We start from the raw sequence: 24809 nt of genomic DNA on the forward strand, positions 1-24809 counted from the left end.
TATCTCGTATCTCGTATCTCGTATCTCGTATCTCGTATCTCGTATCTCGTATCTCTTTTGTTCAACGCACAAAAAAGAGCACCGAAGCGCCCTTTAAGTATTTTAAATCAATTATTAATCACTGGTTATTACAACCAAATAGCTTCGAGTGAATCAACGAGACCGCTTGTTGCGCCTTGTGACTCTAGCCCTTGAATAATGATTGGTGCAAACGCCGCAACCATTGATGAATCCATACCTAATCCTGAAAATGCATTTTCAACAGATGTTTTTGAGTCCAATACTGACGTTAAACCGGTAGAATCAAGCGTCGACATTCCAGGGAAAAGCATTTCGAGCTCTTGGTTGTCAAAGTTATCAAGGGTATTCTGGGCAAGAGCTAGCATGGAACCTACTCCACCTATAGCTTGCTCATTTGTTACAGATTCTTTGTCACTTAGGGAATTAGCAAGGGTGCTCGTAAATGGTGTTGCTTCATTTTTTTGAGACCACATGTCTACAGCGGTCATAAGGGCTGTTTGTGATAGTTGGGAATAGTTAATATCAGAAGTTGAACTAACTTGTTCTGACTCGCTAGTACCAGCGCAAGATACCACAGCAAGGCTGCTTAAAACGGTGATGAGTACTTTCTTCATTATTCGTCCTTAAGTAATAAAGTAATTTACTCTTTCACTATAAACGAAAAACGGCGATGTAGTCACATCGCCGTTGAGCTAATTCAGTCTAATTTACCTATAGTTTTTTGTTTCACTAAAGGTTTTTATAGAAATTAAAGAATTGCTAGAAGTTCTACTTCGAATACTAGAGCAGCAAATGGTGGGATAGCAGCACCTGCGCCACGCTCACCGTATGCTAGATCTTGAGGGATGTATAGCTTCCACTTAGAGCCAACAGGCATCATTTGTAGAGCTTGTACCCAACCTTGAATTACGCCAGTTACTGGGAATTCTGCAGGTTGACCGCGAGATACAGAGCTATCGAAAACTGTACCGTCAGTTAGTTCGCCGTGGTAGTGAACGCGTACTTGCTTGTCTGCAGTTGGGATTTCGCCAGTACCTTCAGTTAGTACTTCGTACTGAAGACCAGACTCAAGAACTGTAATTTCTGAACGAAGAGCGTTGTCAGCTAGAAAAGCTTCGCCGTCAGCAGCAGCAGCTTTAGCTAGTTCTTGACGTGCAGCTTCACCACGAGTGTGTAGCTCTTGTAGTGCGTTGTTGATTTCGTCAACTTCGATAGCTGGCATGTCGCCAACTAGAGCTGTTGCGATACCAGCAGCGATTGCATCAACGTTTAGGCCTTCAAGACCAGAACCAGCAAGTTGTTGGCCCATTTGTAGACCGATACCGTAGCTAGCTTTTTGCTCTACAGTTTCAAATTTTACTTCAGACATGAAAAGTCACTCTTTTTGTCAGTACGAAAAGGGTAAGAATACCAGTATTAGCAGCCTGAATAAACGGCTAGCCTCTGATCACTTACGCTTTACCGTGTCCAAATCACAGCTATGTCAATTTTCTTGCTTTGCTCTCTGTTGTCGCGGAAAGATCTATACTGTTGGTACTTTGGTTTTTATACTGTAGTTATTCAATGTATAGGACGCAGTGGCATGAATCGTCGTCAAAAGAAAAAACAGAAAGTAGACCACTTAGCAGAGTTCAAGGACCGACTGAATCAGGTCAAAGAGAAACTAAGCTCGATCGATCTAAAGAAAATGAAAACCTCAACAGTGCAAACTTGGGGATCATTGCCGAAATTACACCAGAAATTATTGATGGTGATTTCGCCGATCATATTAATCTTATTGTTTGCACCGCTACCAGAGCCTAAAGTAGACAACGCATCAGCAACATCTCGTGTTGAGCTTGAGATAAATACTGTTGGCTTAAGCGAGCAGAAAAATGCTAAAAGTAATTCTTCTGAGCCAACCAGTTGGCAAGAGTATCTTGTAAAGCAAGGAGATACGTTAGCTCAAGTGTTCCGAAATAATGATCTACCGCTGTCTGATCTTAACGCTTTGGTTCGTATTGAAGGTGCAGACAAGCCGCTTAGCCAGATTCGTAAAGGCCAGCTGGTTCGATTCAAACTAGCCGAGACTGGGCAACTAGACATTCTTCAGCTTGAGAAAGGCAATACTTCGGTGATGTTTTTCCGGTTATCAGATGGTGGCTTTGGTCGCAGTAAATAGATGAATAGTGAACCTGAGTTAAAGCACTTCACCAGACACATATAAACGATAGAAAAGAGCTAAGCATTAGCTCTTTTTTTTGGTCGCTTGAAAGGGGCGAGTGGCAAGATGATGAGCATAATACCGATAAAGGTTAACGTATCTGGTATCTCATCAAACCATATTGCACCTATTAACGCGACAAACACCAGTCCTGAATACTCAGCCAAGGCAATTTGGCTAGAGTGTGCTTTTTGGTAAGCAGCAACCGCAAGGCCGTTGTAACTCAAGATTAACGTTGCACTGAGTGCTATGTATCCCAAATGCTCCACCGATACGGGTTGCCAGTATAGGAAGCACAGTACCAATGATGCTGGAATAGAGAATAACGTTGTCCACCACAGCGTAGTGATCACCGTTTGCTCACTCGGAAGCTTTCTTACCAATACATTGAACAGTGCGAGCGTCAGAGCTGTGCCTAATGCAAACAATGCAGCCCAATGAAATTGCGATGGCCTCAAGACAATCAATGCACCAATAAAACCGATAGTGGTGGCGATGACCTTGCCAAGTGCTGGTTGCTCTTTCAGTAGAAACATAGATAGAGGCAGCATCAACAAGGGCGCGACATAAAATACAGCGTTGGCGGTAGCCAAAGATAAGTGGGTAATCGCGACAACCATACATCCACTGCCAATTAGTATTAGCTGTCCGCGTATGATGGTCACTTTGGCTTGCTGTAAGCGTCGTTGTTCCTTTTTCTGCTGTAGCCACAAAGGGGTGATGATGAGCAGAGATATCAACTGTCGGAAAAAAATATACTGAAGAGGTGGCACTTCGCCATTCAACAGTTTTACCGCTACGTCGGAAAGCGAGGCAAACAAATTACCTGCAATCAGCAATAGGATACCGACAGTGATATTCGACATTACTTCTCTAATCTCATATCAATGTGCGGAATATCGTCTTCCAAGTACATCTCAGAGATCGTTTTGAAGCCGTGGCTCGCATAGAAAGCTTCTAGGTGTTGTTGCGCACCAATATCGATGGTCTTGCTCGGCCAAAGAGCCTCACAGCGTGTTAACGCTTCTTTTATCAATTGATGGCCTAAACCATCACCTCTTGCCGATTGCTTCGTTGCCACTCGACCGATGCTCGTGTTGTCGTAAGAAGTTCCTGGTGGTAACAAGCGTGCACACGCCACTAACTCTGCATCAGCATAGCCAAGCAAGTGTTCAACACCCGCGAGTGTATCTTTACCGTCGAGTTCTGGATAAGGGCAATTTTGTTCAACGACGAACACATCTACTCGTAATTGAAGTAGTTGATAAAGCTGCTGTGTTGAAAGTTCAGAGAAGGGAATTGAGTGCCAAGTGATCATGTTTACATCCAGAGATTATCGATGCTCTGAATGTACTATGTGCGATGATTGTTGGCATTAACTATTGTTAATTCGACCTTTGATTCTGCTCAGGCTGATTGCGGTTATTCCTAGGTAGGCTGCAATTTGATTGTCGTTCAAGCGCTGCTCAAGGTCGGGATAGTGCTCGCAGAACAGCTGATAACGTTGCTCTGGTGTATAGAGCAGCATGAAGCGTTCTTTGTTTTCCTTATGCATCAGTTGTGTTTCTAACAGCTTTAAATACAAAGGATTATTTGATGCACGCCACTCGATAACCGCATTCATTGGCAGCTCTAACATGGTGATGGGTGTCAGCGTTTCTAATAGGTAAGGAGAGGCTTGGTTCTTTATCAGACTCTCAAAGCCGATGATCCAATCTTGTTCCCAGTAGAACTCTTTACTGTATTGCTTACCATCATCAGTGAGGTAGCAAGCATGACATAAGCCTTCAAGTACAAAGTAGATTGAACTCGCCATCTCACCTTGATTGATCAAAATGTGTCTGGTTGGTAGCTCAAGAGGCTTGGCGACAGCAACTAGAGATTCAATCTGACTTTCTGAGAAGTCGAAGCTTTGCAGTTGTTCGATAAAAGAGGTGTGCATGAAAATAACCTAACCCAAATAAGTGTCGAAATCATCGCACTTATTTGAGTGTAGGTACAGAGCAGGCGAAATCAGCGTTGAGCATGTTGCTCTAGATAGTCTTGAGCAAGCTCTCTGCCCATGTATTTACCCAGAGTTTTCAGTGGTACCTTTTTAAGGTTCACCACAATCAAGCCATCCAAGGCATCATTAAATGATGGGTCGACATTAAAACACACCAGTTTACCGTTCATCCCTAGATATTGGCGCAGCAGCACCGGCAGGCCTTTACCTTGCTCCATGCGTGCTAATACTTTAGAGAGCAGAGGCACACTCGCCAGTGACGATAACAGATGATTTTGCCAGAACACATGATTACTGGTATTGAGTGGTGAAGAAGGAGAAACCAGGTTTGCTTTTTCTTCGTCATAATGATGTATCGATAAGGTCGTCGCAATCAACAGGCGAGCATTATGACTGTAATCATTACTGATACTGACTGGGCCGAATAGGTGAGTGTATTGAGGGTGACGATACACGAAGGCCGCGATACCTTTCCACAATAGTAATAGTGAGTTAAGGCTCTTCTGATAAGGCTTGCTCACTACAGAACGCCCAAGCTCGATACTGTTGTCTAAGGTATCGATGAATTCTTGATTGTAGTTAAACAGGCTACGAGAGTAGAGCTTATCAAGTCCGTGCTCAGCGATGAGTTTGTCGACCATACCAAGTCGGTATGCACCCACTAACTCAGCCTTGGTTTTATTCCAAACAAACAGTTGGTGGTAGTAAAGGTCATACTCATCTAAATCACAGGCAAGCCCGCTGCCTTCGCCGACCTCTCTAAAGCTTTCTTCTCTTACTCGACCAATCTCGCGCATTAAATTGGGGATCGACTGGCTCGGCGTGCAATACACCTCAAAATCGCCCTGTTCGAGTAATCTCATTTCTTGAGGAAGTGACGCGACTTCTATAGAGAGTACTTCTGATGGAATAGGCGTAATAACCTGAGTGTCAAAAGAGGGCGCATGGATTGGCGTGTTAGGGCTATCTTGTTGACTCATCAGATAGGTATTGAGTCGCAGATAGTTGACGATATCCATCTCTTGTTCAAACGATTTTATCTCTGAGTATGGGATTGAAGAACCAATAGAGATAGAGATGGTAGTCGCTCTTTTATTAAGAAGTTCACGGCCAAGTAAAGCCGTTCTCAGCAGTGGATGAACTCGTCCGGCTTGGTAGAAAAGCTCACTGTTTTTACCATTGATAAAGATAGGAACCGTAGTGGCTTGGTGTCGTTTAACGAACTTGGCAACCGATTTGCTCCATTCGATGTCTGTCAGTGTTTTTGCCCCTTTACGGTAACTCGATACTTCGCCCGCAGGGAACACAATCAATAGCCCCCCGTCTGCCAAATGACGATTGGCATCTCGAATGGCTTTAGCGTTGGTTCGTTTCGATTCTTTACTATTAAAGACATCGACTCCGATGAAAAGATCATCCAGTTCAGGCAGTCGCTTGAGCAACTCATTCGCCAACACCTTCACATCCTTCCTTACCGATCCTACGAGATCAGCAAGGATCACACCTTCAATCGCGCCAAGCGGGTGGTTAGCCACAATCACAACCGGTCCTTCCTCAGGAATATTGTCAGTGGCGCCTGCTGAAACAGAATAGTCGATATTCAATGCCGACAGGGTGTGATGCATGAATTCAAAACTAGATAACTCATCAGGTCTATCTTGATAGAGTTTATCTAGCTTAGATAGCCCAGTTGCCCACTCGACAACAGACTCACCTAAACCAAAAGGCGTGTAACGTGGTAAACGAAAAGGACTATCAATCATAATGAAGCTACCTTATTGACTAAAGTTGTTTAGGAAACCGTCTTGATTCTTGAAATCTTTCACACTTAAAAATGCACCGCACAACCACACTAGGCATGCCATACCAAACAGTAATCCGCCGTCATAACCGACAATTTCACCCGCTGCATTAAACTCAGGCATTTGAATACCGAGTGGTGTAAACAGGTGGAAGAAAATAGCGCCACTCATGATCCCTACGCTCATGATGGCACCTAGGCCATGCCAACGAGTAAACAGCAAAATGGCAGCAATCAATTCAGCGAACCCAATCAAGTAGCCGCCAAATGAACCGAACCAACTTAGTCCAGACCATGTCGCCAAGGTGCCAAAGATATGCTCAGTCTCGTATGAGCCTGTGAACTTAAAAAACAGCGACTGAACAAATACGAAAGCGATAAATGCCGCAGGAATATGTTTAGCTGGAGTGAATGTCATGGTTATTCCCTTATTTGATCAGTTGCGGCCAAACGGTGTCGGCTTTTTGAATATGTTGTGCTCGGTCTTGTTCCCAACGCTGTTTAATCTCTTGGTCGTAGTTGAGGTAAAGCTTGTTATCAACAATTGTCCATTGGTTCGGGTCTCCGGGTGCAAAGTCACTTTTTGCTGAAACAGCCCAAGCGCAATAACCCCCATATTGAGGGGCATATTTTTCAGGATTATTAACAAATAAAGTCAGATTCTTTTCAGAAGAGAAATACCAGTCCGCGCCTTTGTACTCGGTGCTGAATTTTTTACTGCCTTCAATGGGCTTACCTGAAGTGAAATAAGCCACAGTGTCGTAGCCATCGAGCGCCTTGCTGCTAAAGAATCCGGTGTAGATTTCATCCGCGGCAAATACGTAAGGGCTAACAAGTAGCATGACCATGGTTAATAGTTTTCTCATGATGGACTCCATCTATAGATTGATTGCTGGTGATAAATCGAAGGTAAAACGCTGTTGATTTATCTGGCATGGTTTAATGGGTTCACAAGGCGAGCCGGGTGCGTAAAACATAGAGGCTTGGCCGTGTAGATTGCGTAAGTGTGTAAAGCTCACCGTATGTGCGTCTTCGCGATGCATACAGGTCGCTAAATGAGGCTGTTCGCTGTGATGGTGAGAGTGAAAATGAAGTAAATTCTGCTGATTCTTTCCTGTTGTCATAAGCTGATCGTATTTCGCTTGTCGGTAGGCTTGCACTCGCTCTAAATCAACACCGGATGAGAAGAGTGGAGAATCGGTGTCGACGATGTGCTGTTGAATGCCATCCCACATATAGGCGATAACCAAACCATGGTGTTGAGTTAAGTTTGGCGCGAAAGCCAGCAAGGTAAATGGGGCAAAAGAGTGCAGGTCGAGCTTATGAAATGCTTCAGAGAGCTGACTGATATTACGACTCGATGATAGATTCTTGAGTAGCAAACCACGGCTGACTAAAGGTCCAACAGGTACGATGCCTTGATAGTTATTGAGTAGGCATAGCGAAAGCCCAAACTCATTGATACTGATCCAGCTACCACCACCGGTTGGGTCGAGTGGCATGATGATATCGACGCCGTTAGCTCGATATTGTTTAGGTGGCATCGCCAGTGCACGTGTCTTTTGTTCATCACGATTAAAGAAGACCTGATAGCCATTGTCTTCAAGTAGCCAAGATACTGAACACATGATTATTGCTCCCTCAAATAGCTGCTGGTGGTTGGGGCATAACCAAAGGTGTTGCATGTTTCGACATCAAGAAAGGTTGTGATCACCTTGATCATCGCGTAATGATGATTGGCGTGCAGCGCAGCAAAGGTAACCTCTCTTTCTAGCGTAGAAGGCAGGCTGGCGAATACTTGTGTATCCATTGAAACTTCGGTTTGGATCATGATAGGCGCTTCGAGATCTCTGCGGTCTAATCGTTCAAGCCAGTTGATCACGTAATGGATCTCTTTCAACGCAATCGACCTGTCGAATTCCACGGGGTGACCACGACGACGAGTGTTGTAATCAACGGTCGCGTTCTCTTTTAAAATCAGCGCATGAAAAAGATCGAGCGTGTGGCGAGTATGTTCACCAATAGAGCTTGTGACGTGCGGCTTCGCTCGTGTTAGGTAGTCGCTGTCAGAAATCGCTAATAGAAACTCTAAACCCTGATTCAATATCTCTACCGCTCCTTTGATACTAGGAGAGAAAGAAGTGAGGGCGCTCGGTTGGGCTATGGGGTTCATTCATGATCCTCGTACAAAGTTAATCGGTGGTCGGATATTGTTGAACAAGACGTCGCTCTTCTTGCCACGCGTTAAATAAGCTCTTAAAAGAAGGAGGCTGGTGGCCTCTTTGTTTCTGTTGAGCGCCAATATCAAAGAGAATTCGGTATTGCAGGAGTAGCGTCGAAAATATCTCTCGCAGCGGTGTGTTGCGATCCCAGATGTGCCCGGCCTCACTGCTTGCGCCATTGACCTCAAGGATCGTGAAGTCCTCGCCGTTCATTAGGCTGTTCATGTCCTTGAATTTGACGTCGAGTCGTCCAAAGTGAAAGCCATCGAAGTCGTCGAATATCTCATCTAAGCGTTCGGTTAAAGCCTGAGTGATGTATTGGTTGCCGTCTCGGAAGATACAGCCACGGCTATGGCTACCTGCAAACGCGAGTTGAAACTCTTCGCCCTCTGCGAGCACTTGATCCAATTTATCTTCATGTCTCGGTAGATACAGGTGACTAAGCTGCCCAGCACGCGGGCTATTTTCAATTAACTGTTTGAGTGTCGAGCTGCCATCGCCCACCACCATTGGTGCGTATTTGAGTGTGATCGAGATGATCTCGCCTTGCTTTTTATTTGGGTAGCGAACATAGAAAACACCCGCTTCGGCTTGATAAGGCGCCTTTTCTTGCAATAGAAAGCGAGCATTATTTGGGAAAGATTCAACATACTGTTCAAGTTGATCTTGTGTGTTGATCAGCTTAACGCCAACACCTCGACAGCCAAGATCCGGTTTAGCCACAATCGGGAAATCAAGATCGGATTGTATGAGTGCACTGCGTGCATCTTCAGCTTGTTTCTTACTGCTAAGATCCGTTTTGGTTAGGGTGATAAACGGAGAGATCCAGCGCTGACTCGATGATCCGGCAAGGCTCAGTATTTCGTGTTTTGATTCGCCTACCATGCCGCTTAATTTGATGCTCGGGTTGGCGATGAGCGGCAGCGCCCAGTCAAAGTGCCGTAACCCTTGCATCAGGCTTTGAATCACGACTGGCGTGTAGAAGAACCAAGTCGGAAGAAACTCATAAGGAGAGACACTGCGCACGGTATCTTTTTCAAGCAAAGGCATGCCTGCATTGATTTGATGTGCGGGAATGATGCGAATATCTTGCGGTGAACTCATGATAATCCTCTAGAGTAGGTTTTATTCATTAATCGATTACCGATAAACAGTAAAGCGATGGCACACGGGATAACGATCCATTGATATTCAGAGGCTTGCAGCCACGCTGATGTCCCTAAATAGTAGATGGCAGAGAAGACAATGCCAGTCCAGATCGCGGTGGCGCTGATGACAGCAAACAAGAAAGTAGGCAGTGGGATTGTGAAAAAGCCACTTAAGATAAAACCGACGGTACGAAGCCCGGGAATAAAGCGGATGACAAAAAGACTGCTGAAAGCGTTTTGACGTAATTTAGTGCGAAGTGCACGAAAGTATCGGTTGGTGAGGGCTTTGTAACGAACGCCTCGGAAATAACGTCCTGATTTACCTAGGTAATAGAGGCCGATATCTCCTGTGGCAATGCCGATGAAAATGGCAAGCAACGCATATTGAGGAAGCATGAGTCCTTGAGTTGCTAAACCTGCCGCTGTAACAATCGCCAGATCTTCAAGCAAGTAAGAAAGCGCGATAATGCCAAGCATCAGCCATAGCAGCGATTCCTCTCCCGTATTTAACCATGCTTGAATGCTCTCGACGGTGCTCATCAAATGTCCTTATCTATCCCATAGATGAATGGCTTAATGACCATTCATTGAGTGTAGTAAATTAAATAGACAGGAGGAGCGGAGAAAAACTTACAGGCGATTGCTGCTTTTTTATATTTGATTGATTTTATTGGCGGTTTGAGTCGCGCTGTTTGGGTATTGAATTAGCGGGCGTTTACGGTGAGAAAAGTAGGGCAGTGGATTTGGTTTATAAATAACAAAAGAAAAAGGCTGAGTCGTTAAACTCAGCCTTTCAGAACGTTAACTATGGATTACAAGGTAATCTATTTAGTTAGGTCAATCTGGTAAACAGCAAAACCAACATCGTCAGTCGCAACACGTTTCATCGGGTATTGCCCCTTTTCTTTGATGAACTCTGCCGCTTTGTCGCTTGGAGATGTTTCAAAGCGGATATCTAGCTTTTTATCCGTTTTGATTGGCGCAAATGACCAGTTGTTATCAGCCGTTGGGCTCACTTGACCTTGCTCTTTGCTCACTCGAGAGATGTAGTTTGCTAGAACAGTACGGTTCTCATCTGGTGCATCAAATGCGATGAAGTCTTCACCCGTACCTGGGAACTTATTGCTGTATGCTCGGTAGTTGTTGGTTGCGATCAGGAAGTCTTGCTTCACGTCGATTGGCTTACCTTGGTAAGTTAGACCTACGATACGCTCAGAGCCTTCATTAATAACTTTACAGTTACCATCGTATTTTGCTGGTTGTGTAACATCGATTTGGTACTCAACGCCATCGATGACATCAAAGTTGTAAGTGCGGAAGCCGTCCCATTCAACCAACTGCTGTGGTGCGGTCGAATTAACATCTATTTGTTGGAATTGACCAGCAGAACACTCAAGCCACTCTTTTACTTCGTGGCCTGTTACCTTCATTGCAACTAGCGTGTTCGGGTAAAGGTATAAGTCAGCCGCGTTACGGAATGTCAGTTGACCAGATTCAACTTCAGTGAAGTTCGCTGGGTCATTCTTACGGCCGCCTGCTTTGAATGGTGCAGCTGCTGAAAGTACAGGTGTGCCATCTAAGTCTGGATCACCTTGGATGAACTGCTCAACGTAATCTTTTTGCGCAAGGTTCACGATTTGAACAGTTGGATCGTCTTGTACTAGAGACAAGAAGCTGTACATCACATCGTCTGCTTTACCAATCGGTTGGTTAACAAACTCACGAGTACCTGCGTGGTCTTTTTCTAGTGCAGAAACGATGCCTTCATCAGCAGCAGTAAGAGATTTCTTTTCTACCTTGTCGTAGATTGGGCGTGCTTCTGATTGGCCTTTAACAACTTCCCACTTACCGTCTTTTTGTGCAAGTGTTAGATCCATAACACCAACGTGGCTACCCCAGCGGCCTGGCATTACAGCCGCAACGCCGTTCATTGTGCCCGTTTCGTTGTTGATGCCTTGAATGTCATCAAAACCTTTGCCTGGGAATACTGCGTGAGAGTGACCAAATGCGATTGCATCAATGCCGTCTACTTCAGATAGGTAGAACGTTGAGTTCTCTTCGCCATTTTTGTACGGGTCAGTTGATACGCCTGAGTGAGGGATAGCAACGATTACTTCAGCGCCTTCCGCTTTCATTTGAGGCACTAACTCGTTAGCTGTCTCAATGATATCGCGAGCGATCACTTTGCCTTCAAGGTTCTTCTTATCCCACGTCATGATTTGTGGTGGAACAAAACCGATGTAACCCACTTTTACTTCATGTTCTACGCCAGCAGTATCTTCAAAGGTGTGCGTCTTGATGATGTATGGCGTGAAGTAGTGTTCTTTGGTTTCTGCGTCGTAAACGTTAGCACTGATGTACGGGAAATCAGCGTCGTTAATAGATTCTTCTAGGAACTCAAGACCGTAGTTGAATTCGTGGTTACCTAGGTTTGCAGCGTCGTAGCTTAGTTGGTTCATTGCTTTATATGCAGGGTGAACTTCGCCAGCCTCGATGCCTTTGTCTGCCATGTAGTCACCCATTGGGCTACCTTGCAGCAAGTCACCGTTATCAACTAATACGCTGTTGGTTACTTCGCTTTGAGCTTCTTTTACTAGAGTTGCAGTACGTGCTAAGCCGATTTTTTTCGACGGCTTGTCTTTGTAGTAGTCGTAATCCATTAGGTTGGTATGGATATCCGTCGTTTCTACGACACGTAATTTAATCACTTCATCGGTATCTGGTGTTGTTGTGCAGCCTGCTAAAGTCAGACCAAGACCCGCAAGTACAGCCAATGACAAAGGTTTCATTGCAACTTTCATTTTGGAGCTCCAAAGTGGATTAGTAGAAAATTCGTTGCGTAATGTAACAAAATGGAATGAAACAATGATTACAACGAATGTTAATTCGTGACTTAGATCGATTACTTTATAGTGTTCTGCAAGGCGCCTCCCAAAGCTGCTCAATCGATGCGCAACTGATATCGATAATATTAGCCCATTCATTTCACCTATTTATCGATGAATCTCATCCCTTATCAGCTTTTCGAATAAAAAATGAAATTTTAGAATTTCCAGTAATATGAGAGGCTCGTCATAATGCCTATATCAAGGACGTATCAGGCAGATGAATAGCAAGGATAGCTCAAAACGAAGCTTCTGTTTTCTTCTAGTGCCAATACTCCCATTCACTCAAGTGGATGAGTTAAATCCCATGCTTGGCAAGACCAAGTAATGAATTGCTCGTACTGCGAGCCTTAAAGGAAGCACTGAAATGGACCAAGAACGTTTAACCCACCTAAAACAGCTTGAAGCGGAAAGTATTCATATTATCCGTGAAGTTGCTGCTGAGTTTGATAACCCAGTGATGATGTACTCCATCGGTAAAGATTCTTCTGTGATGCTTCATTTAGCTCGCAAAGCGTTTTATCCAGGCAAGATTCCATTCCCACTATTGCATGTAGATACGGATTGGAAATTCCGCGAGATGATTGAGTTTCGTGATCGTACGGCTAAAAAGTACGGCTTCGACCTTTTAGTACATAAGAACCCAGAAGGTATTGAGATGGGGTGTAGCCCATTCGTACATGGCTCTTCTAAGCATACAGACATCATGAAAACTCAAGGCCTTAAGCAGGCGTTAAACAAGTATGGGTTCGATGCGGCTTTTGGTGGTGCGCGTCGTGATGAAGAAAAATCTCGAGCAAAAGAGCGTGTTTATTCTTTCCGCGATAAGAACCATACATGGGATCCAAAAAACCAGCGTCCAGAGCTTTGGCACACCTACAACGGTCAGGTTAATAAGGGCGAAAGCATTCGTGTCTTCCCGCTCTCTAACTGGACTGAGCTTGATATCTGGCAATACATCTACCTAGAGAGCATCGATATTGTTCCGCTTTACCTATCTGATAAACGTCCTGTGGTTGAGCGTGATGGCATGCTGATCATGGTTGATGATGACCGTATGGAACTGCAAGAAGGTGAAGTGATTGAAGAGAAAAGCGTTCGTTTCCGTACTTTGGGATGTTACCCACTAACCGGAGCCGTTGAATCTGAGGCGAATACGCTAACAGGCATTATTGAAGAGATGCTGGTGGCGACGTCCAGTGAGCGTCAAGGTCGAGCGATTGACCATGATCAGTCGGGCTCTATGGAGCTGAAAAAGCGCCAAGGTTATTTCTAAGAATCTAAGGAAAGAAAAATGAATAGTGCAGTAGAAGCCGAATTGGCTGAACTAGGGATTGAAGGTTATCTAAGTCAGCATCAGCATAAATCTATGCTTAGATTTTTAACTTGTGGCTCGGTAGACGACGGTAAAAGTACCTTAATCGGTCGCTTGCTCCATGATACAAAACAGATTTATGAAGATCAGCTAGCAGCGGTTCACTCGGATAGCCAACGAGTGGGTACCACAGGTGAGAAGCCTGACTTGGCACTGCTTGTTGATGGCTTGCAAGCTGAACGTGAGCAAGGCATCACGATCGATGTGGCTTATCGCTACTTCTCGACGCAAAAACGTAAATTCATTATTGCTGATACTCCTGGGCATGAGCAGTACACGCGCAACATGGCAACAGGCGCTTCAACGTGTGATCTGGCAGTGATCTTGATTGATGCTCGTAAGGGTGTACTGGATCAAACACGTCGTCACTCGTTTATTTCTAACCTGCTTGGTTTGAAGCATTTCATCGTCGCAGTCAACAAAATGGATCTCGTCGAGTACTCGCAAGATCGTTTTGAGGAGATTCGCGATCAGTACCTAGAGTTTGCTGAAAACCTAGAGGGCGAAACTAATATTCAGATTCTGCCAGTTTCCGCACTTGAAGGTATTAACGTTGCTGCGCCAAGCAAAGAGCTTGCATGGTTCGAAGGTCCGTCTCTATTAGAAGTGTTAGAGAACGTCGACATTGACCAAAAACGCTCTGCGGGCGAATTCCGTTTCCCTGTGCAGTATGTCAATCGTCCTAACTTAGATTTCCGTGGCTTTGCTGGCACCGTGGCTTCTGGTCGTGTCAGCGTGGGTGATGAAATCAAGGCGTTGCCTTCAGGTAAAACTTCTAAGGTGGCAAGCATTGTGACCTTTGATGGTGAACTTGAATCAGCACAAGCGGGTTTGGCGGTAACACTGACTCTTGAAGATGAAATTGATATCAGTCGTGGTGATTTGATTGTGCTGGAAAACGCGCAAATTGAATCTACCAACCATGTATTGGCAGACATCGTGTGGATGACAGAGCAACCACTGCAACCGGGTAAAGCTTACGACATCAAGATCGCAGGTAAGAAAACCGTCGGTCAGGTTGAAACGGTTCGTCATCAATATGATATCAACAACCTGTCGACTCACGCTGTTGATGAGTTGCCACTGAATGGTATTGGTTTGTGTGAATGGTCATTGAACGAGACCGTCGCGCTGGATAAATACCGTGAGAGTGCGGACACCGGTGGTTTCATTGTTATCGACCGCCTGACTAATGTGACGGTTGGTGCTGGTTTGATTCGAGACCGTTTGGACTCTGTTGAACAGCAAGTCGGTAACTTCTCTGCATTTGAACTTGAGTTCAACGCATTGGTACGCAAGCACTTCCCTCATTGGGATGCCAAAGATCTAAGCCAACTACTGAAGTCATAAACGACTAAGTAACAGCTTATTGAATCAGGCGGAAACCGATCGTTTCCGCCATAAAGGACGGGTATATGTGGCAACAAGGATTTGTATTAGCGATTTTGCTCGGCATCATTACTTGCCTGCTCGTTACCCGTATTAAGCCAAGCTTTATCTTTGCTGGCGCGGCTTTTATTGCTTTTATGGCTGGTATGATCGACTTGTCGAGCCTAGCCAATAACTTCACTAACTCCTCGTTACTGACTTTAATTCTTCTGATCCTCGCATCAAGTGCGTTGGAGAAAACTCGCTTAATCAGCTGGGTTAGCCGCAATATCTCTGAAGGTAGGCTAGGTACCGTGGTTGCGAAGTTGGGTATTTCCACAGCGCTACTTTCTTCTTTTACTAATAACACAGCGGTGGTTGTCTCTTTGATCGGTGCGATCAAACGCAATCAACAGCACGCGCCATCTAAGTTACTTATCCCTTTGTCATACGCTGCCATTTTAGGCGGAACCCTGACATTGATCGGCACTTCAACCAATTTGATCATCAATAGTTTTGTTGAAGATGCGGGATTGCCAAGCTTAAACTTTTTCACACCAACCTTGATCGGTTTAGCGGTCTTGGTGGGTGGTGTTTTGATTCTTATCCCTCTGAGTTACTTCTTACCAAGCTACGATGATGGGTCGCAGGACGATCTGCCTTACTTTCTAGAGGCGCGAGTTGAACCTGGCTCACCGTTAGTTGGCCGCAGTGTTAGCGAAAATAATCTCAGAGCTTTGAGAAAATTGTTCTTAGCCGAAGTGATTCGCGACGGTAAGACCACGGCTTCGATTGACCCTGATTTTATTCTTCAAGCTCGTGACCGGTTGCTGTTTTGTGGCGACGTTGAAAGCGTAGCGACACTACAAGAAATTCAAGGGTTGACCCTGTTTGGCCAGCATCACCTTAACGGCCAGAGCTTTGTTGAAGTGGTGGTGAGTTCGTCGGCAAGCTTCTGTAATAAAACCCTCAAAACAAGCCAGTTTAGAGACCGTTTCGATGCAGTTGTAGTTGCTATTCGTCGTGGCCATGAACGCCTTGAAGGTGGGCTAGGGAATATCACATTGACCGCTGGTGATACCTTGATTTTGGTTCCCGGTAAACGCTTTGAAGAACAGCGCCAGCAACACAACAAAGAGTTTGTGTTGATGAATGACTTGGACTCGAGTGCCAAGCTTGATGCCGATAAATCGACGTTTGTATTGCTCGGTTTTGCCAGTGTGATTGGTCTAGCCCTTGCTGAAGTCGTGCCGATTATCAAAGGGCTGGCTGGTTTCTTACTGTTGCTGGTGGCCTTTGGTGTGGTGCAACTGGGTGAACTCCGTCGCCGTTTTCCGGTTGATATTGTGGTGATCGTTGGCTCCGCTCTGTCTATTGCTCAACTGATGATTTCATCTGGGCTGTCTGAGCGTATGGGGCTGATGTTTATGGAAGCCTTTAATGGCTGGGGCGTGTTTGGTGCGTTAGTCGCGACCTATTTCATGACCTTGGTTCTGACTGAGTTGGTGACCAATAATGCGGCCGCAGCACTCTCTTTCCCAATCGGCTATAGCATGGCTATCGGCTATGGCGTTGACCCTATGCCATTCATTATGGCGGTTCTATTTGGTGCCAGTGCCAGTTTTATTTCGCCATACGGCTACCAAACTAATTTACTTGTTTATAGCGTAGGTAATTACCATCTCACGGATTATCTACGTATCGGCATCCCAATCTCGATTGTCTATTCGGGCTTGGTGCTGACCCTGATTCCTTACTTTTTCCCATTTTAATGCTGTTTATTTAAAGGACTAATTATGACCGCAGTACTCAAACCAAAAGATGAGAATGTTGTGTGGCATCAACATTCGATTGATAAAACATTTCGTGCGGATCTGAAATCACAGAAACCAGCTGTGCTCTGGTTCACTGGATTATCTGGTTCAGGGAAATCGACAGTTGCTGGAGCATTAGAAAACCGTTTGGCACAGCTTGGTTACCATACTTACTTATTGGATGGCGACAATGTCCGTCATGGGTTATGTAGCGACCTTGGCTTTTCAGAGCAAGACCGTCGAGAGAATATTCGTCGTATTGGTGAGCTCGCTAAATTGATGGCGGATGCGGGTTTGATCGTGTTGTCAGCGTTTATCTCTCCACATCAAGCGGAGAGACAGTTGGTACGTGACTTATTACCGGAAGGTGAGTTTCTTGAGGTGTTTGTGAACACACCACTTGAGGTGTGTGAGCAGCGTGACCCGAAAGGCCTGTATAAGAAAGCACGAGCGGGAGAAATCCCGAACTTCACAGGTATTAGCTCAGTGTACGAAGCGCCTCAGAGCCCTGAGATAGATCTACCCGCGGGCGAAAAGACACTCGATGAACTGGTCGAATTGTGTATTGATGCTTTAGAGAAGCGTAATATTTTATCCAATTGAGCTCGCTGGTATGACTAAGGCTAGTCTCCTATTTATCTGATTATTCACGGCGGATAAATAGTGCAGCCTTGGTTTTCCGAGACAAGAACCCTATCCTCTAGATTCTCTTTACTCTTATCAATACTCTTCACAGCGTACACCGTCTATTTTTTACAGTATCGATTGTCTAGACGGTGTAGTTCACACTGCTTTTAACTTCTGTTTGAACCGTAAATTTTTGGCTCAATAGCGCAATCAGTTGGTCGTAATACTGCGTGTTAGGCTTGTTGCCAAGTAAGTTGCAAAGCTCATTGCCTGTTGGACTGAATCGGTAGTAAATCAGCTTCACCCCTTTAGATAATGGTGCCAGTGACATGCCCTTACCTTGATAAGTTAAGTGCAGAGCTGGATCGAAATCAATCTCTCCTGATTCTAATTCTGTGCCCAGAATAATCCCGAGTTCAATCAAGTGGAGCAAGCTAGAGTAGGGAAGGTTGTGTCCACCAAGATTGATGGTGTTGGTGGTGTCCCTTTTACCAAAGCTGAAGATTCCAGCATGGGATTTAAAGCCGAGTAACAGTTTTCTGCTGTTATCACTACCAAAGCTACAACCCAGTGACGCTGCTCTTTGCAGGGTGAGCGCTTCTTTTGGTGTCATGTCTTTTAAGATCTGCAGCGCTTTCATCGAAGTCGAGCCTGGGTTGGTGACTTCTCGTTTCAGTACTTGAGCCCATAGCCTCTGCATCGATGTATTGTGGATCTCTTGTGCCATATCGAAGAAACGGTATAGCCAGTCCTGATCAGGGTCTCCAGCCGCTTCATCCTTACATGAAGAGTGTGCCAACTTTAGAATCTGTTCTAGGTTCTTTTGGCGAAGTTCTCTACGTTTTTTCTCTCTTAATAGTGCCCGTTCGATAAGCGTACTCTCAGCTTTATCGTTTGGCTTTGCACTATGACTAATTAAGGAATCGAGGCCGAAGCTTTGTGCGATGTGCCGCATTCTGCTTGCACTGTCGGCAATATGAGGCTTTTTCTCATGCTTTTGCTGTGTATCGCTAGCATGCTCAATGATCACTGGCTGTTTGGTTTCTGACATAAGAGTACCCTAAGGAAACGACTTAACTGTCTAAAATGTAACTCTTTATCTTATTGGTGGCTAGATTTTGCGTGCAGAGTTGAAGGTTTCAACAAAATTTTACTTTTGCTAATGATAATAAAATGTTAAATTTGTTGTAATTCTCAAGGAGGAGTTATGAATCAAGTCAATGATAACAAGCTGAAGAAACAGCTTAGTATAGGGTTATTACTCGCTACTTACGTCGCTGTTCTAGCGTACTTATCTAATTACATCGCGTAATTTAGAATAAAATTATCGTTATTAAACTGTTATTGAATGATCTCACTCGTTCAGTGACGGCAGCTCATCCTTGAGCCACCCTTCTAATGACTACATGTCGTCATATTCTTCAATCGCAGTACCTTCAATAAGATAACCGGTTTGAGCTAAGTCGTGGCTTATTGACTCGGTTTTTAGTGTACCTACTAAATAAATCACATCCCATAGCTGCTGTATTGGTGCACCTTTAGGGAACTTCACGTAGATGATTTGGTTCGGCGGCGGTGGCGGTACGTGGATACATGCGCCAAAGTACGGTACTAACAGAAACTCAGTGATCATGTTCTCATCGCCTTCCAATGGAATCACAAAGCCAGGAATCTTGACTGTGCTGCCATTCAGCTCTGGGCGAACAGCGCCAAGTGTCGATTGTTGAGGTTTGTCCATACTGTCGTGGTTAACCATCGGCATGCCAAATGAGTCGAGTTGTGCTCGCTCTGACTCTGGAATCAAGTCAATCCAATCGAGTGTTAATACCGATTCGTCAGTCTGAGTGGTTTCAGCGTGAGCTGTGCTGATAAATGGGAACATAAGTAACCCAAGTATCAGTAGGAATTTGCGTTGCATCGTAGGTTCCTATTTTAGATTCGAATAGTCATGCCATCAGACAATGACTGACGGTAAGCTCTGAAAGCGGGAATAAAGCCAATAATGATTCCGGCAACTTGCACCAACATAAGCAGTTTCCACTCATGAGGTGTGATTGCGGATATCGATATGTTGATACCATAACTTTGTTGCACAATAGGAGCAACTACTGCGATTAGCGCAAACAACACGGCAACACCCAATGTGATACCGAGGAAGGTTAGGGCACTTGCTTCACTGATCAGTAAACCGAACACATGACGAGGCCTTGCTCCCATCGCGCGCAGAATGGCCATCTCTCGACGTCTTTCTTGCAAGCTAGTGAGTAGACTACTCAGCATCCCTAACAGTCCCGCGATTACCACAAACCCTGAAACAATCAGTAGTGCTTGCTCTGCTACGGCCATCATTCCCCACAATTCGTGAAGCGCAATACCTGGCATAATGGCGCTCAACGGTTCTTGGCGGTAGTTATTGATTTCTCGTTGCAGTGCAAAGGTTTGGATCTTCGATTTAAGGCCAACCATCATCGCGGTAATCTGCTTTGGTTGGAAGTCACGTTGCTTTAGCGCTTCAGCATTCGGTGTGTGGCCTAGGTTAGCCCCCGATTCCCAACCAACGTGAATCGCTTCAATGGCCTCTAACGAAACATGCACCGTTTTATCTACTGGTGTGCCGGTTGGCGCGAGTATTCCGACAATGGTGAAGGGCAGGTTGTCGTGGCGACTGAAGGCGACATCACTGATACCGTGCGCCAGAATGATGTGATCACCAATCTTGTAATCTAACTTCTTCGCGACATCGGCACCAATCACGACATCAAATAGCTGATTGAACTCTTTGCCTTGTTGAAAAGTAAGTGGTTGCTTACTTCCATAGCGATAATTATCAAAGTAACTATGGTTAGTGCCCATTACACGAAAGCCTTTATGTGAATCTCCCAATGAGATGGGTATCGCCCACTTTACTGCATTGTGCTGGCTAAATTCTTGATAGCTTTTCCAGTCGATGTTGTTGGTTGCATTACCAATCCTAAATACCGAATAAAGCAGTAGGTTTACCTGACCAGAGCGGCCACCAACAATAAGGTCGGTACCTGAAATCGTATTAGCAAAACTGCTCTTTGCTTCGGTTCTTACACGTTCAACACCGAGTAATAGAATCACTGACACTGCCACGGTGAGAATCGTCAGAATAGCGGTGGCTTTACGGTTGAGTACGCTTTTTAGGGCTAAGTGAGTAATTACTTTCATACGACAACCTTAGCTTGGTTAACGGTTTTTAAATCTATGGTTCGAGTGAACAGCTTTTCTAATGTTGGATCGTGACTGACAAATATCAGAGTAGACCCGGCTTGATTTGCTTGCTCTAGTAACAATTCGATGAAGGCTTCTCGGTTGTCATGATCCAGAGCCGAGGTTGGTTCGTCGGCAATAATGATTTTCGGTTGGCCGATCAAAGCACGAGCGGCAGCAACACGTTGTTGTTGACCAATACTCAACTCGGTAACTGGCTTGTCCATTAGAGCTCGAGGTAGCTTTAATCTGAGCAACAACTCTTGAGCGGTTGCTTGCAGGCTATTCTGACTTTCAGCGACTTGCTGCTTACGAATCTTAGAAAACTGACAAGGAAGCGTCACGTTGTCGATCACTGACAAGTAAGGAAGCAGGTTAAATTGTTGGAATATATAACCAATATGATCGGCTCTGAATTTGTCTCTCTGGCGAGGTGTTAGCTGTGTGAGATCTTGGCCAAGGATAGATACTTCGCCTTGTTCAGCTTGGTTGATTCCGGTCAGTAACCCTAGCAATGTTGACTTTCCACAACCACTAGGCCCTTTGATGAAAAGGTGCTCTTGGGCTTGGATATGCAGTGAGGGGATCTCTAGCGTTGGGGGTAATTCAGGCTTCCAACGAAAGCTGATATTTTCGAGTTTGACCACAAGTGATGAACTGTCAAAAGACATATTAGCTCCAATGATTAAAGCAGTGTATTTACTGGACAGCTATTAGAAAAATAAATTCCCAGGACACACCGATTTGCACAACCAAGTAAGTGACTACTTACTTGGCTGCGTATCTACGTTTAATTCAATCTAATACGGATTAGAATCGAAAACTAATACGATCTGCGTTAAGCACTTCTTGAATTTGAGCGCTGTCAGTTAGAAGGTTTACCGTCATTGATTTTGTGTTGCTGAACTTAGAGAACCATTGAGTGCTCACAGTATCTAGCTTCGCAATATCTGAACATTGGTAATGGTACTCGACAGTGAACTCACCGTGCCCCCCTTCTGAATGGGCATGGCCTTCATGGTCATCATGATCGTGTTCTGCGTGATCATGGCCTTTGTGGTCATCATGGTCGTGTTCTGCGTGATCATGACCGTTGTGGTCGTCATGGTCGTGTTCAGCATGGTCATGGCCTTTGTGGTCGTCATGATCGTGTTCGGCATGGTCATGGCCTTTGTGGTCGTCATGATCGTGTTCAGCGTGGTCATCATGGTCGTGTTCAGCGTGGTCATGGCCTTCATGGTCATCATGATCGCCTTCCAAGGTGTTCGTCACCGACTTGAACTTCAGAGTACAGCTTGCATTTTTGAAACCAAATAGCTCATCTGGCTTGTTTAATTGCGCAATCGCTTGTTCAAATACTGTCTTTTGCTCAGCAGTTTCTGGAGCATGTTCAAAGCCAACCACATCAGCGCCGGGAGCTGTTACTTCAACAAGTAGTTCTTGCCCATCTTGAGCGATGTTCACCTCAACTTTACCGTGCACGTGTGCTTCGTGAGAGCGGAATTCTTCGTTAGCTAGAACATTAGTAGAGACAGTCATACCGATAACAACGGCTAGAATAGTAGGTTTCATGTTTTTTTCCTGAATAAAGGTTAATTAAAAAGTAGTGGTAATTAAGAAATCTTTACAGGAGGTGAACGTGCTAAATAAGCGAAATACAGGCGCTGTAACGAAATGACTGACTCTGTGATAGCGACAGTAAATTCCGAATGGAACTCTGGGATCTGTGGAAGTGAATGCGCCGTTATGAACTGATTTATCGAAAACAGCTCACAGTGATGTGAAGAGTGATGATGTGGGTCGATATCTACAATATGTGTCGCTGCTAACACGCTCAACATGAGCATCAGCCCAAGCAAGAAGCCTGTTTTACGTTTCACATTATTAGGTGTGTTTTTCCACATCAGGATGATTAACCACAGAATTAAAAAAGGATACTGTTATAATATAACAATATCCTTTGGTCAGGTCTCGAAAAAGACGCGAATATCTTATTAAAGGCTCGCTTTAATCAACTCAATAACTTGAGTGACTTCTGAGTCGTTTAATGCCCCTTCTTTAACAAACAATATTTTACCTTGCTTGTCTTGAACGATAATCGCTGAGCTCTCTTCTTTTAAAGCCCATGATGACGCTACGATTCCGTCTTCATCTAGCACCATAGAAGACCATGGAAATTCTTCTTTGCTACTTTCTGCTGACGATTTAACAAAAGATCCAGTTCCCCAAATCGCATCATCTTGGTTGATGATGGTAGTGGTTTGGTAGCTGTCTTCTGTGAATTTCGATGCTGTAATTGCTGCCATCAGTTGTGCGTTGAGCTCTTTCGAGCTGCTACGGCCAGCAATAGCTTGAACGACGCGAACTTTACCTAGAAGATCATTGGTTGCCCAAGCTTGATATCCAGTATTTCCGTCGTTTAGTACGATTTCACCATAGTTGCTAACATCGACAGCAGGCAGAGTTGCACCGACTGATAGATTATGAGCATTGGCGAAAAGTGGAGAGGCTGCGGCTAAAAAAGCCAGTAGAGTTTTGTTTTTCATTATATTTTTGTTCCGCTTATTGGTTTGCTCTGGAAGTATAATATGAAATTTGAAAAATGCCTCTTTAACTTTTTTATCGTACGCCGTAGAAATAAGTTGCAGGCTTGTTACCAAAAGGTATAATGCATCAATATCGAGATGAACAATAGATTATCTTGCTGTTTGCTAAAGGAATTAGCGATTTAATGTGCTTTGAATACGTTGGTGTTCAGGTACTTGGCTGTAGTACTCAAATGGAATTGAGGTTGTATTATGTTAAGAAAATTTTCTACTTACCGTCCACATCAGGTGGCGCGTTTCGTTAAAGTCCTGTTCAAAGGCCAGTTTGCTATAGAGGGTATCGGAGAGTTTCGCTTCGACCAAGGCAAAGTGCTTCTTCCTGAAGTTTCAGACAAACAAAAGCTCACTATTTTTAAAGAGGTTAACGGCACGATTGCTGCGCTGCCGGTGTAACTGACTGTTATAGATTTGCATTGCGTCAAATAGATTTCCATTAAAAAAGGGCTTCCTAGCGGAAGCCCTTTTTTAATGGATGTTGTTCTAGTTTGTATGCCTAATACCAATCGTAGTAAATAACTGTTCATCCTAGCTGGTTAAAACACTCGATAACATCGTTAGAAATTTTGATTGTAGAATAACTACTTATCGAAAATTTCTGCCTTGTTCTCAAGCATTTTTCCTGCGCTATTTATGATCACTTACTTACTGTGATTGGTATAACACATTATTGCGGAGGGAAGCACACACCTGTTCCACCCAATCCACAATAACCATTCGGATTTTTAGCTAGGTATTGCTGGTGGTAGGTTTCTGCGAAAAAATATTTTCCAGCAGGCAGAACTTCCGTTGTGATTTCGTTGCCCAATGATTCAGTCATTGCTCGTTGGTATTCACGTTTAGAGTGCTCAGCGATAGTCTGTTGTTCTTCGCTGAAGGTGTATATCGCAGAACGGTATTGAGTCCCTAAATCGTTGCCTTGGCGCATCCCTTGAGTTGGGTCATGACGCTCCCAAAAGGTTTCAAGTACTTGAGCGAGAGATGTTTGTTCGCTATCAAAAATGACACGAACGACTTCGGTATGGCCAGTTTGTCCGCTACATACCTGCTCATAAGTGGGGTTAATCGTGTATCCACCAGCGTAGCCAACAGATGTTGAAATAACGCCGTTCAACTGCCAGAACAAACGCTCAGCTCCCCAGAAGCATCCCATACCAAGTAGGACTTCTTGTTGAGAACCCGTAGGTGTATTGAGCAAGTCAGTTTGATTGACGAAATGGCGCTCAGTGATTCGGATTGGGTCAGCATTTCCCGGTAATGCGGTTGCTGCGGAAACCAGTTGTTGTTTGTTTAGCATGTTATATTCCTTTTCGCATACGTTTACCGCGTTAGTTAACATTAGATCTAGGTTTATATTAACTGGAGGCTCATATTAACGGCTGGTTAATATTGATTAAGTCTTTACATTAGACCGTGTTATTACCAGATTTGTTACAGACTCAATGCCTTTTTAGCGGTATGATTTCTTTTCACTTATTAACGTATTGATAACTTCTTCACCAA

27 protein-coding genes are annotated in these 24809 nt (G+C 44.5%); 6 read left to right on the forward strand and 21 right to left on the reverse strand.

The genetic code is table 11. The features are described 5' to 3' along the window. Positions 1 to 128: 128 nt before the first annotated feature. Both ACED42_RS18490 and ACED42_RS18495 read right to left on the reverse strand, forming a co-directional pair. Positions 129 to 635 carry a DUF2780 domain-containing protein gene (locus ACED42_RS18490; RefSeq protein WP_017103597.1) on the reverse strand — a complete coding sequence of 169 codons (507 nt, stop codon included), beginning with the start codon at positions 633 to 635 and terminating at the stop codon, positions 129 to 131. 134 nt (positions 636 to 769) lie between these two features. Continuing rightward, positions 770 to 1390 carry an FKBP-type peptidyl-prolyl cis-trans isomerase gene (locus ACED42_RS18495; protein WP_017103596.1) on the reverse strand — a complete coding sequence of 207 codons (621 nt, stop codon included), beginning with the start codon at positions 1388 to 1390 and terminating at the stop codon, positions 770 to 772. A gap of 213 nt (positions 1391 to 1603) precedes the next feature. On the opposite strand from ACED42_RS18495, the gene ACED42_RS18500 reads away from it, so the two are divergent. After that, positions 1604 to 2182, forward strand: a complete 579-nt coding sequence (locus ACED42_RS18500; protein ID WP_029223025.1) for a LysM-like peptidoglycan-binding domain-containing protein — start codon at positions 1604 to 1606, stop codon at positions 2180 to 2182. 59 nt (positions 2183 to 2241) lie between these two features. Here the strand turns inward: ACED42_RS18500 and ACED42_RS18505 are convergent, their stop codons facing one another. The 11 genes from ACED42_RS18505 to ACED42_RS18555 all read right to left on the reverse strand — a co-directional run bounded on the left by ACED42_RS18505 (position 2242) and on the right by ACED42_RS18555 (position 12201). Beyond that, complete coding sequence (locus ACED42_RS18505; protein ID WP_012604900.1) at positions 2242 to 3090, reverse strand: DMT family transporter; 849 nt, start codon at positions 3088 to 3090, stop codon at positions 2242 to 2244. Continuing rightward, positions 3090 to 3542 (reverse strand): GNAT family N-acetyltransferase, encoded by a 453-nt coding sequence (locus ACED42_RS18510; protein WP_017103594.1) that lies wholly within the window; start codon positions 3540 to 3542, stop codon positions 3090 to 3092. Before ACED42_RS18510 ends, ACED42_RS18505 begins: the two co-directional genes overlap by 1 nt. 57 nt (positions 3543 to 3599) lie before the next feature. Beyond that, positions 3600 to 4166, reverse strand: a complete 567-nt coding sequence (locus ACED42_RS18515; RefSeq protein WP_017103593.1) for a Crp/Fnr family transcriptional regulator — start codon at positions 4164 to 4166, stop codon at positions 3600 to 3602. A gap of 71 nt (positions 4167 to 4237) precedes the next feature. Beyond that, the gene (locus tag ACED42_RS18520; protein ID WP_017103592.1) at positions 4238 to 5992 is read right to left on the reverse strand and encodes a lysophospholipid acyltransferase family protein; all 1755 of its coding nucleotides are present in this window, start codon (positions 5990 to 5992) and stop codon (positions 4238 to 4240) included. A 12-nt stretch (positions 5993 to 6004) separates the two neighbouring features. After that, positions 6005 to 6448: a hypothetical protein gene (locus ACED42_RS18525; RefSeq protein ID WP_004735264.1), complete on the reverse strand. Its 444-nt coding sequence runs from the start codon at positions 6446 to 6448 to the stop codon at positions 6005 to 6007. 10 nt (positions 6449 to 6458) lie between these two features. After that, entirely contained in the window at positions 6459 to 6896 is a 438-nt protein-coding gene (locus tag ACED42_RS18530) for a YHS domain-containing (seleno)protein (protein ID WP_004735265.1), read from the reverse strand. A 12-nt stretch (positions 6897 to 6908) separates the two neighbouring features. Beyond that, positions 6909 to 7658 carry an NRDE family protein gene (locus ACED42_RS18535; RefSeq protein ID WP_017103591.1) on the reverse strand — a complete coding sequence of 250 codons (750 nt, stop codon included), beginning with the start codon at positions 7656 to 7658 and terminating at the stop codon, positions 6909 to 6911. Between the two features lie 2 nt (positions 7659 to 7660). Beyond that, positions 7661 to 8203, reverse strand: coding sequence for a DinB family protein (locus ACED42_RS18540; protein ID WP_017078811.1), 543 nt, complete (start codon positions 8201 to 8203; stop codon positions 7661 to 7663). A gap of 19 nt (positions 8204 to 8222) precedes the next feature. After that, positions 8223 to 9356: a D-alanine--D-alanine ligase gene (locus ACED42_RS18545; RefSeq protein ID WP_371703692.1), complete on the reverse strand. Its 1134-nt coding sequence runs from the start codon at positions 9354 to 9356 to the stop codon at positions 8223 to 8225. Next, complete coding sequence (locus tag ACED42_RS18550) at positions 9353 to 9940, reverse strand: DedA family protein (RefSeq protein ID WP_371703694.1); 588 nt, start codon at positions 9938 to 9940, stop codon at positions 9353 to 9355. The genes ACED42_RS18545 and ACED42_RS18550 overlap by 4 nt, the downstream gene beginning before the upstream one ends. Positions 9941 to 10224: 284 nt before the next feature. Continuing rightward, positions 10225 to 12201, reverse strand: coding sequence for a bifunctional 2',3'-cyclic-nucleotide 2'-phosphodiesterase/3'-nucleotidase (locus ACED42_RS18555; RefSeq protein ID WP_371703696.1), 1977 nt, complete (start codon positions 12199 to 12201; stop codon positions 10225 to 10227). Between the two features lie 415 nt (positions 12202 to 12616). Between ACED42_RS18555 and cysD the strand changes: the two genes are divergently transcribed. The 4 genes from cysD to cysC all read left to right on the forward strand — a co-directional run bounded on the left by cysD (position 12617) and on the right by cysC (position 17445). Beyond that, a complete protein-coding gene (gene cysD / locus ACED42_RS18560) occupies positions 12617 to 13561 on the forward strand; it encodes a sulfate adenylyltransferase subunit CysD (protein ID WP_226974827.1) in 945 nt (314 codons plus the stop codon). An 18-nt stretch (positions 13562 to 13579) separates the two neighbouring features. Beyond that, entirely contained in the window at positions 13580 to 15010 is a 1431-nt protein-coding gene (gene cysN, locus ACED42_RS18565) for a sulfate adenylyltransferase subunit CysN (protein ID WP_004735272.1), read from the forward strand. A 65-nt stretch (positions 15011 to 15075) separates the two neighbouring features. After that, positions 15076 to 16800, forward strand: a complete 1725-nt coding sequence (locus tag ACED42_RS18570) for an SLC13 family permease (RefSeq protein WP_009847766.1) — start codon at positions 15076 to 15078, stop codon at positions 16798 to 16800. Between the two features lie 24 nt (positions 16801 to 16824). After that, positions 16825 to 17445, forward strand: a complete 621-nt coding sequence (cysC, locus tag ACED42_RS18575) for an adenylyl-sulfate kinase (protein WP_371703698.1) — start codon at positions 16825 to 16827, stop codon at positions 17443 to 17445. A 166-nt stretch (positions 17446 to 17611) separates the two neighbouring features. On the opposite strand, the gene ACED42_RS18580 is transcribed toward cysC, so the two are convergent. The 7 genes from ACED42_RS18580 to ACED42_RS18610 form a co-directional block, all read right to left on the reverse strand. Next, positions 17612 to 18520 carry a TIGR03899 family protein gene (locus tag ACED42_RS18580; RefSeq protein ID WP_012604888.1) on the reverse strand — a complete coding sequence of 303 codons (909 nt, stop codon included), beginning with the start codon at positions 18518 to 18520 and terminating at the stop codon, positions 17612 to 17614. A 351-nt stretch (positions 18521 to 18871) separates the two neighbouring features. Continuing rightward, positions 18872 to 19387, reverse strand: a complete 516-nt coding sequence (locus ACED42_RS18585; protein ID WP_004735277.1) for a DUF3299 domain-containing protein — start codon at positions 19385 to 19387, stop codon at positions 18872 to 18874. Between the two features lie 14 nt (positions 19388 to 19401). Beyond that, positions 19402 to 20661 carry an ABC transporter permease gene (locus ACED42_RS18590; RefSeq protein WP_017103586.1) on the reverse strand — a complete coding sequence of 420 codons (1260 nt, stop codon included), beginning with the start codon at positions 20659 to 20661 and terminating at the stop codon, positions 19402 to 19404. Beyond that, entirely contained in the window at positions 20658 to 21374 is a 717-nt protein-coding gene (locus ACED42_RS18595) for an ABC transporter ATP-binding protein (protein WP_371703700.1), read from the reverse strand. Before ACED42_RS18595 ends, ACED42_RS18590 begins: the two co-directional genes overlap by 4 nt. Positions 21375 to 21513: 139 nt before the next feature. Next, positions 21514 to 22275: a DUF2796 domain-containing protein gene (locus ACED42_RS18600; protein ID WP_371703701.1), complete on the reverse strand. Its 762-nt coding sequence runs from the start codon at positions 22273 to 22275 to the stop codon at positions 21514 to 21516. Positions 22276 to 22316: 41 nt separating this feature from the next. Then, positions 22317 to 22607 carry a DUF2607 domain-containing protein gene (locus ACED42_RS18605; RefSeq protein ID WP_083784112.1) on the reverse strand — a complete coding sequence of 97 codons (291 nt, stop codon included), beginning with the start codon at positions 22605 to 22607 and terminating at the stop codon, positions 22317 to 22319. Between the two features lie 90 nt (positions 22608 to 22697). Further along, the gene (locus tag ACED42_RS18610; RefSeq protein WP_371703704.1) at positions 22698 to 23249 is read right to left on the reverse strand and encodes a YtfJ family protein; all 552 of its coding nucleotides are present in this window, start codon (positions 23247 to 23249) and stop codon (positions 22698 to 22700) included. Between the two features lie 252 nt (positions 23250 to 23501). Between ACED42_RS18610 and ACED42_RS18615 the strand changes: the two genes are divergently transcribed. Further along, positions 23502 to 23702 (forward strand): DUF1107 family protein, encoded by a 201-nt coding sequence (locus ACED42_RS18615; RefSeq protein ID WP_004735283.1) that lies wholly within the window; start codon positions 23502 to 23504, stop codon positions 23700 to 23702. Between the two features lie 271 nt (positions 23703 to 23973). Here the strand turns inward: ACED42_RS18615 and msrA are convergent, their stop codons facing one another. Continuing rightward, complete coding sequence (gene msrA / locus ACED42_RS18620) at positions 23974 to 24603, reverse strand: peptide-methionine (S)-S-oxide reductase MsrA (protein ID WP_009847758.1); 630 nt, start codon at positions 24601 to 24603, stop codon at positions 23974 to 23976. Positions 24604 to 24809: the final 206 nt, after the last annotated feature.

Source organism: Vibrio sp. FF145 (assembly GCF_041439075.1).
Taxonomy (GTDB): Bacteria; Pseudomonadota; Gammaproteobacteria; order Enterobacterales; family Vibrionaceae; genus Vibrio; species Vibrio tasmaniensis_A.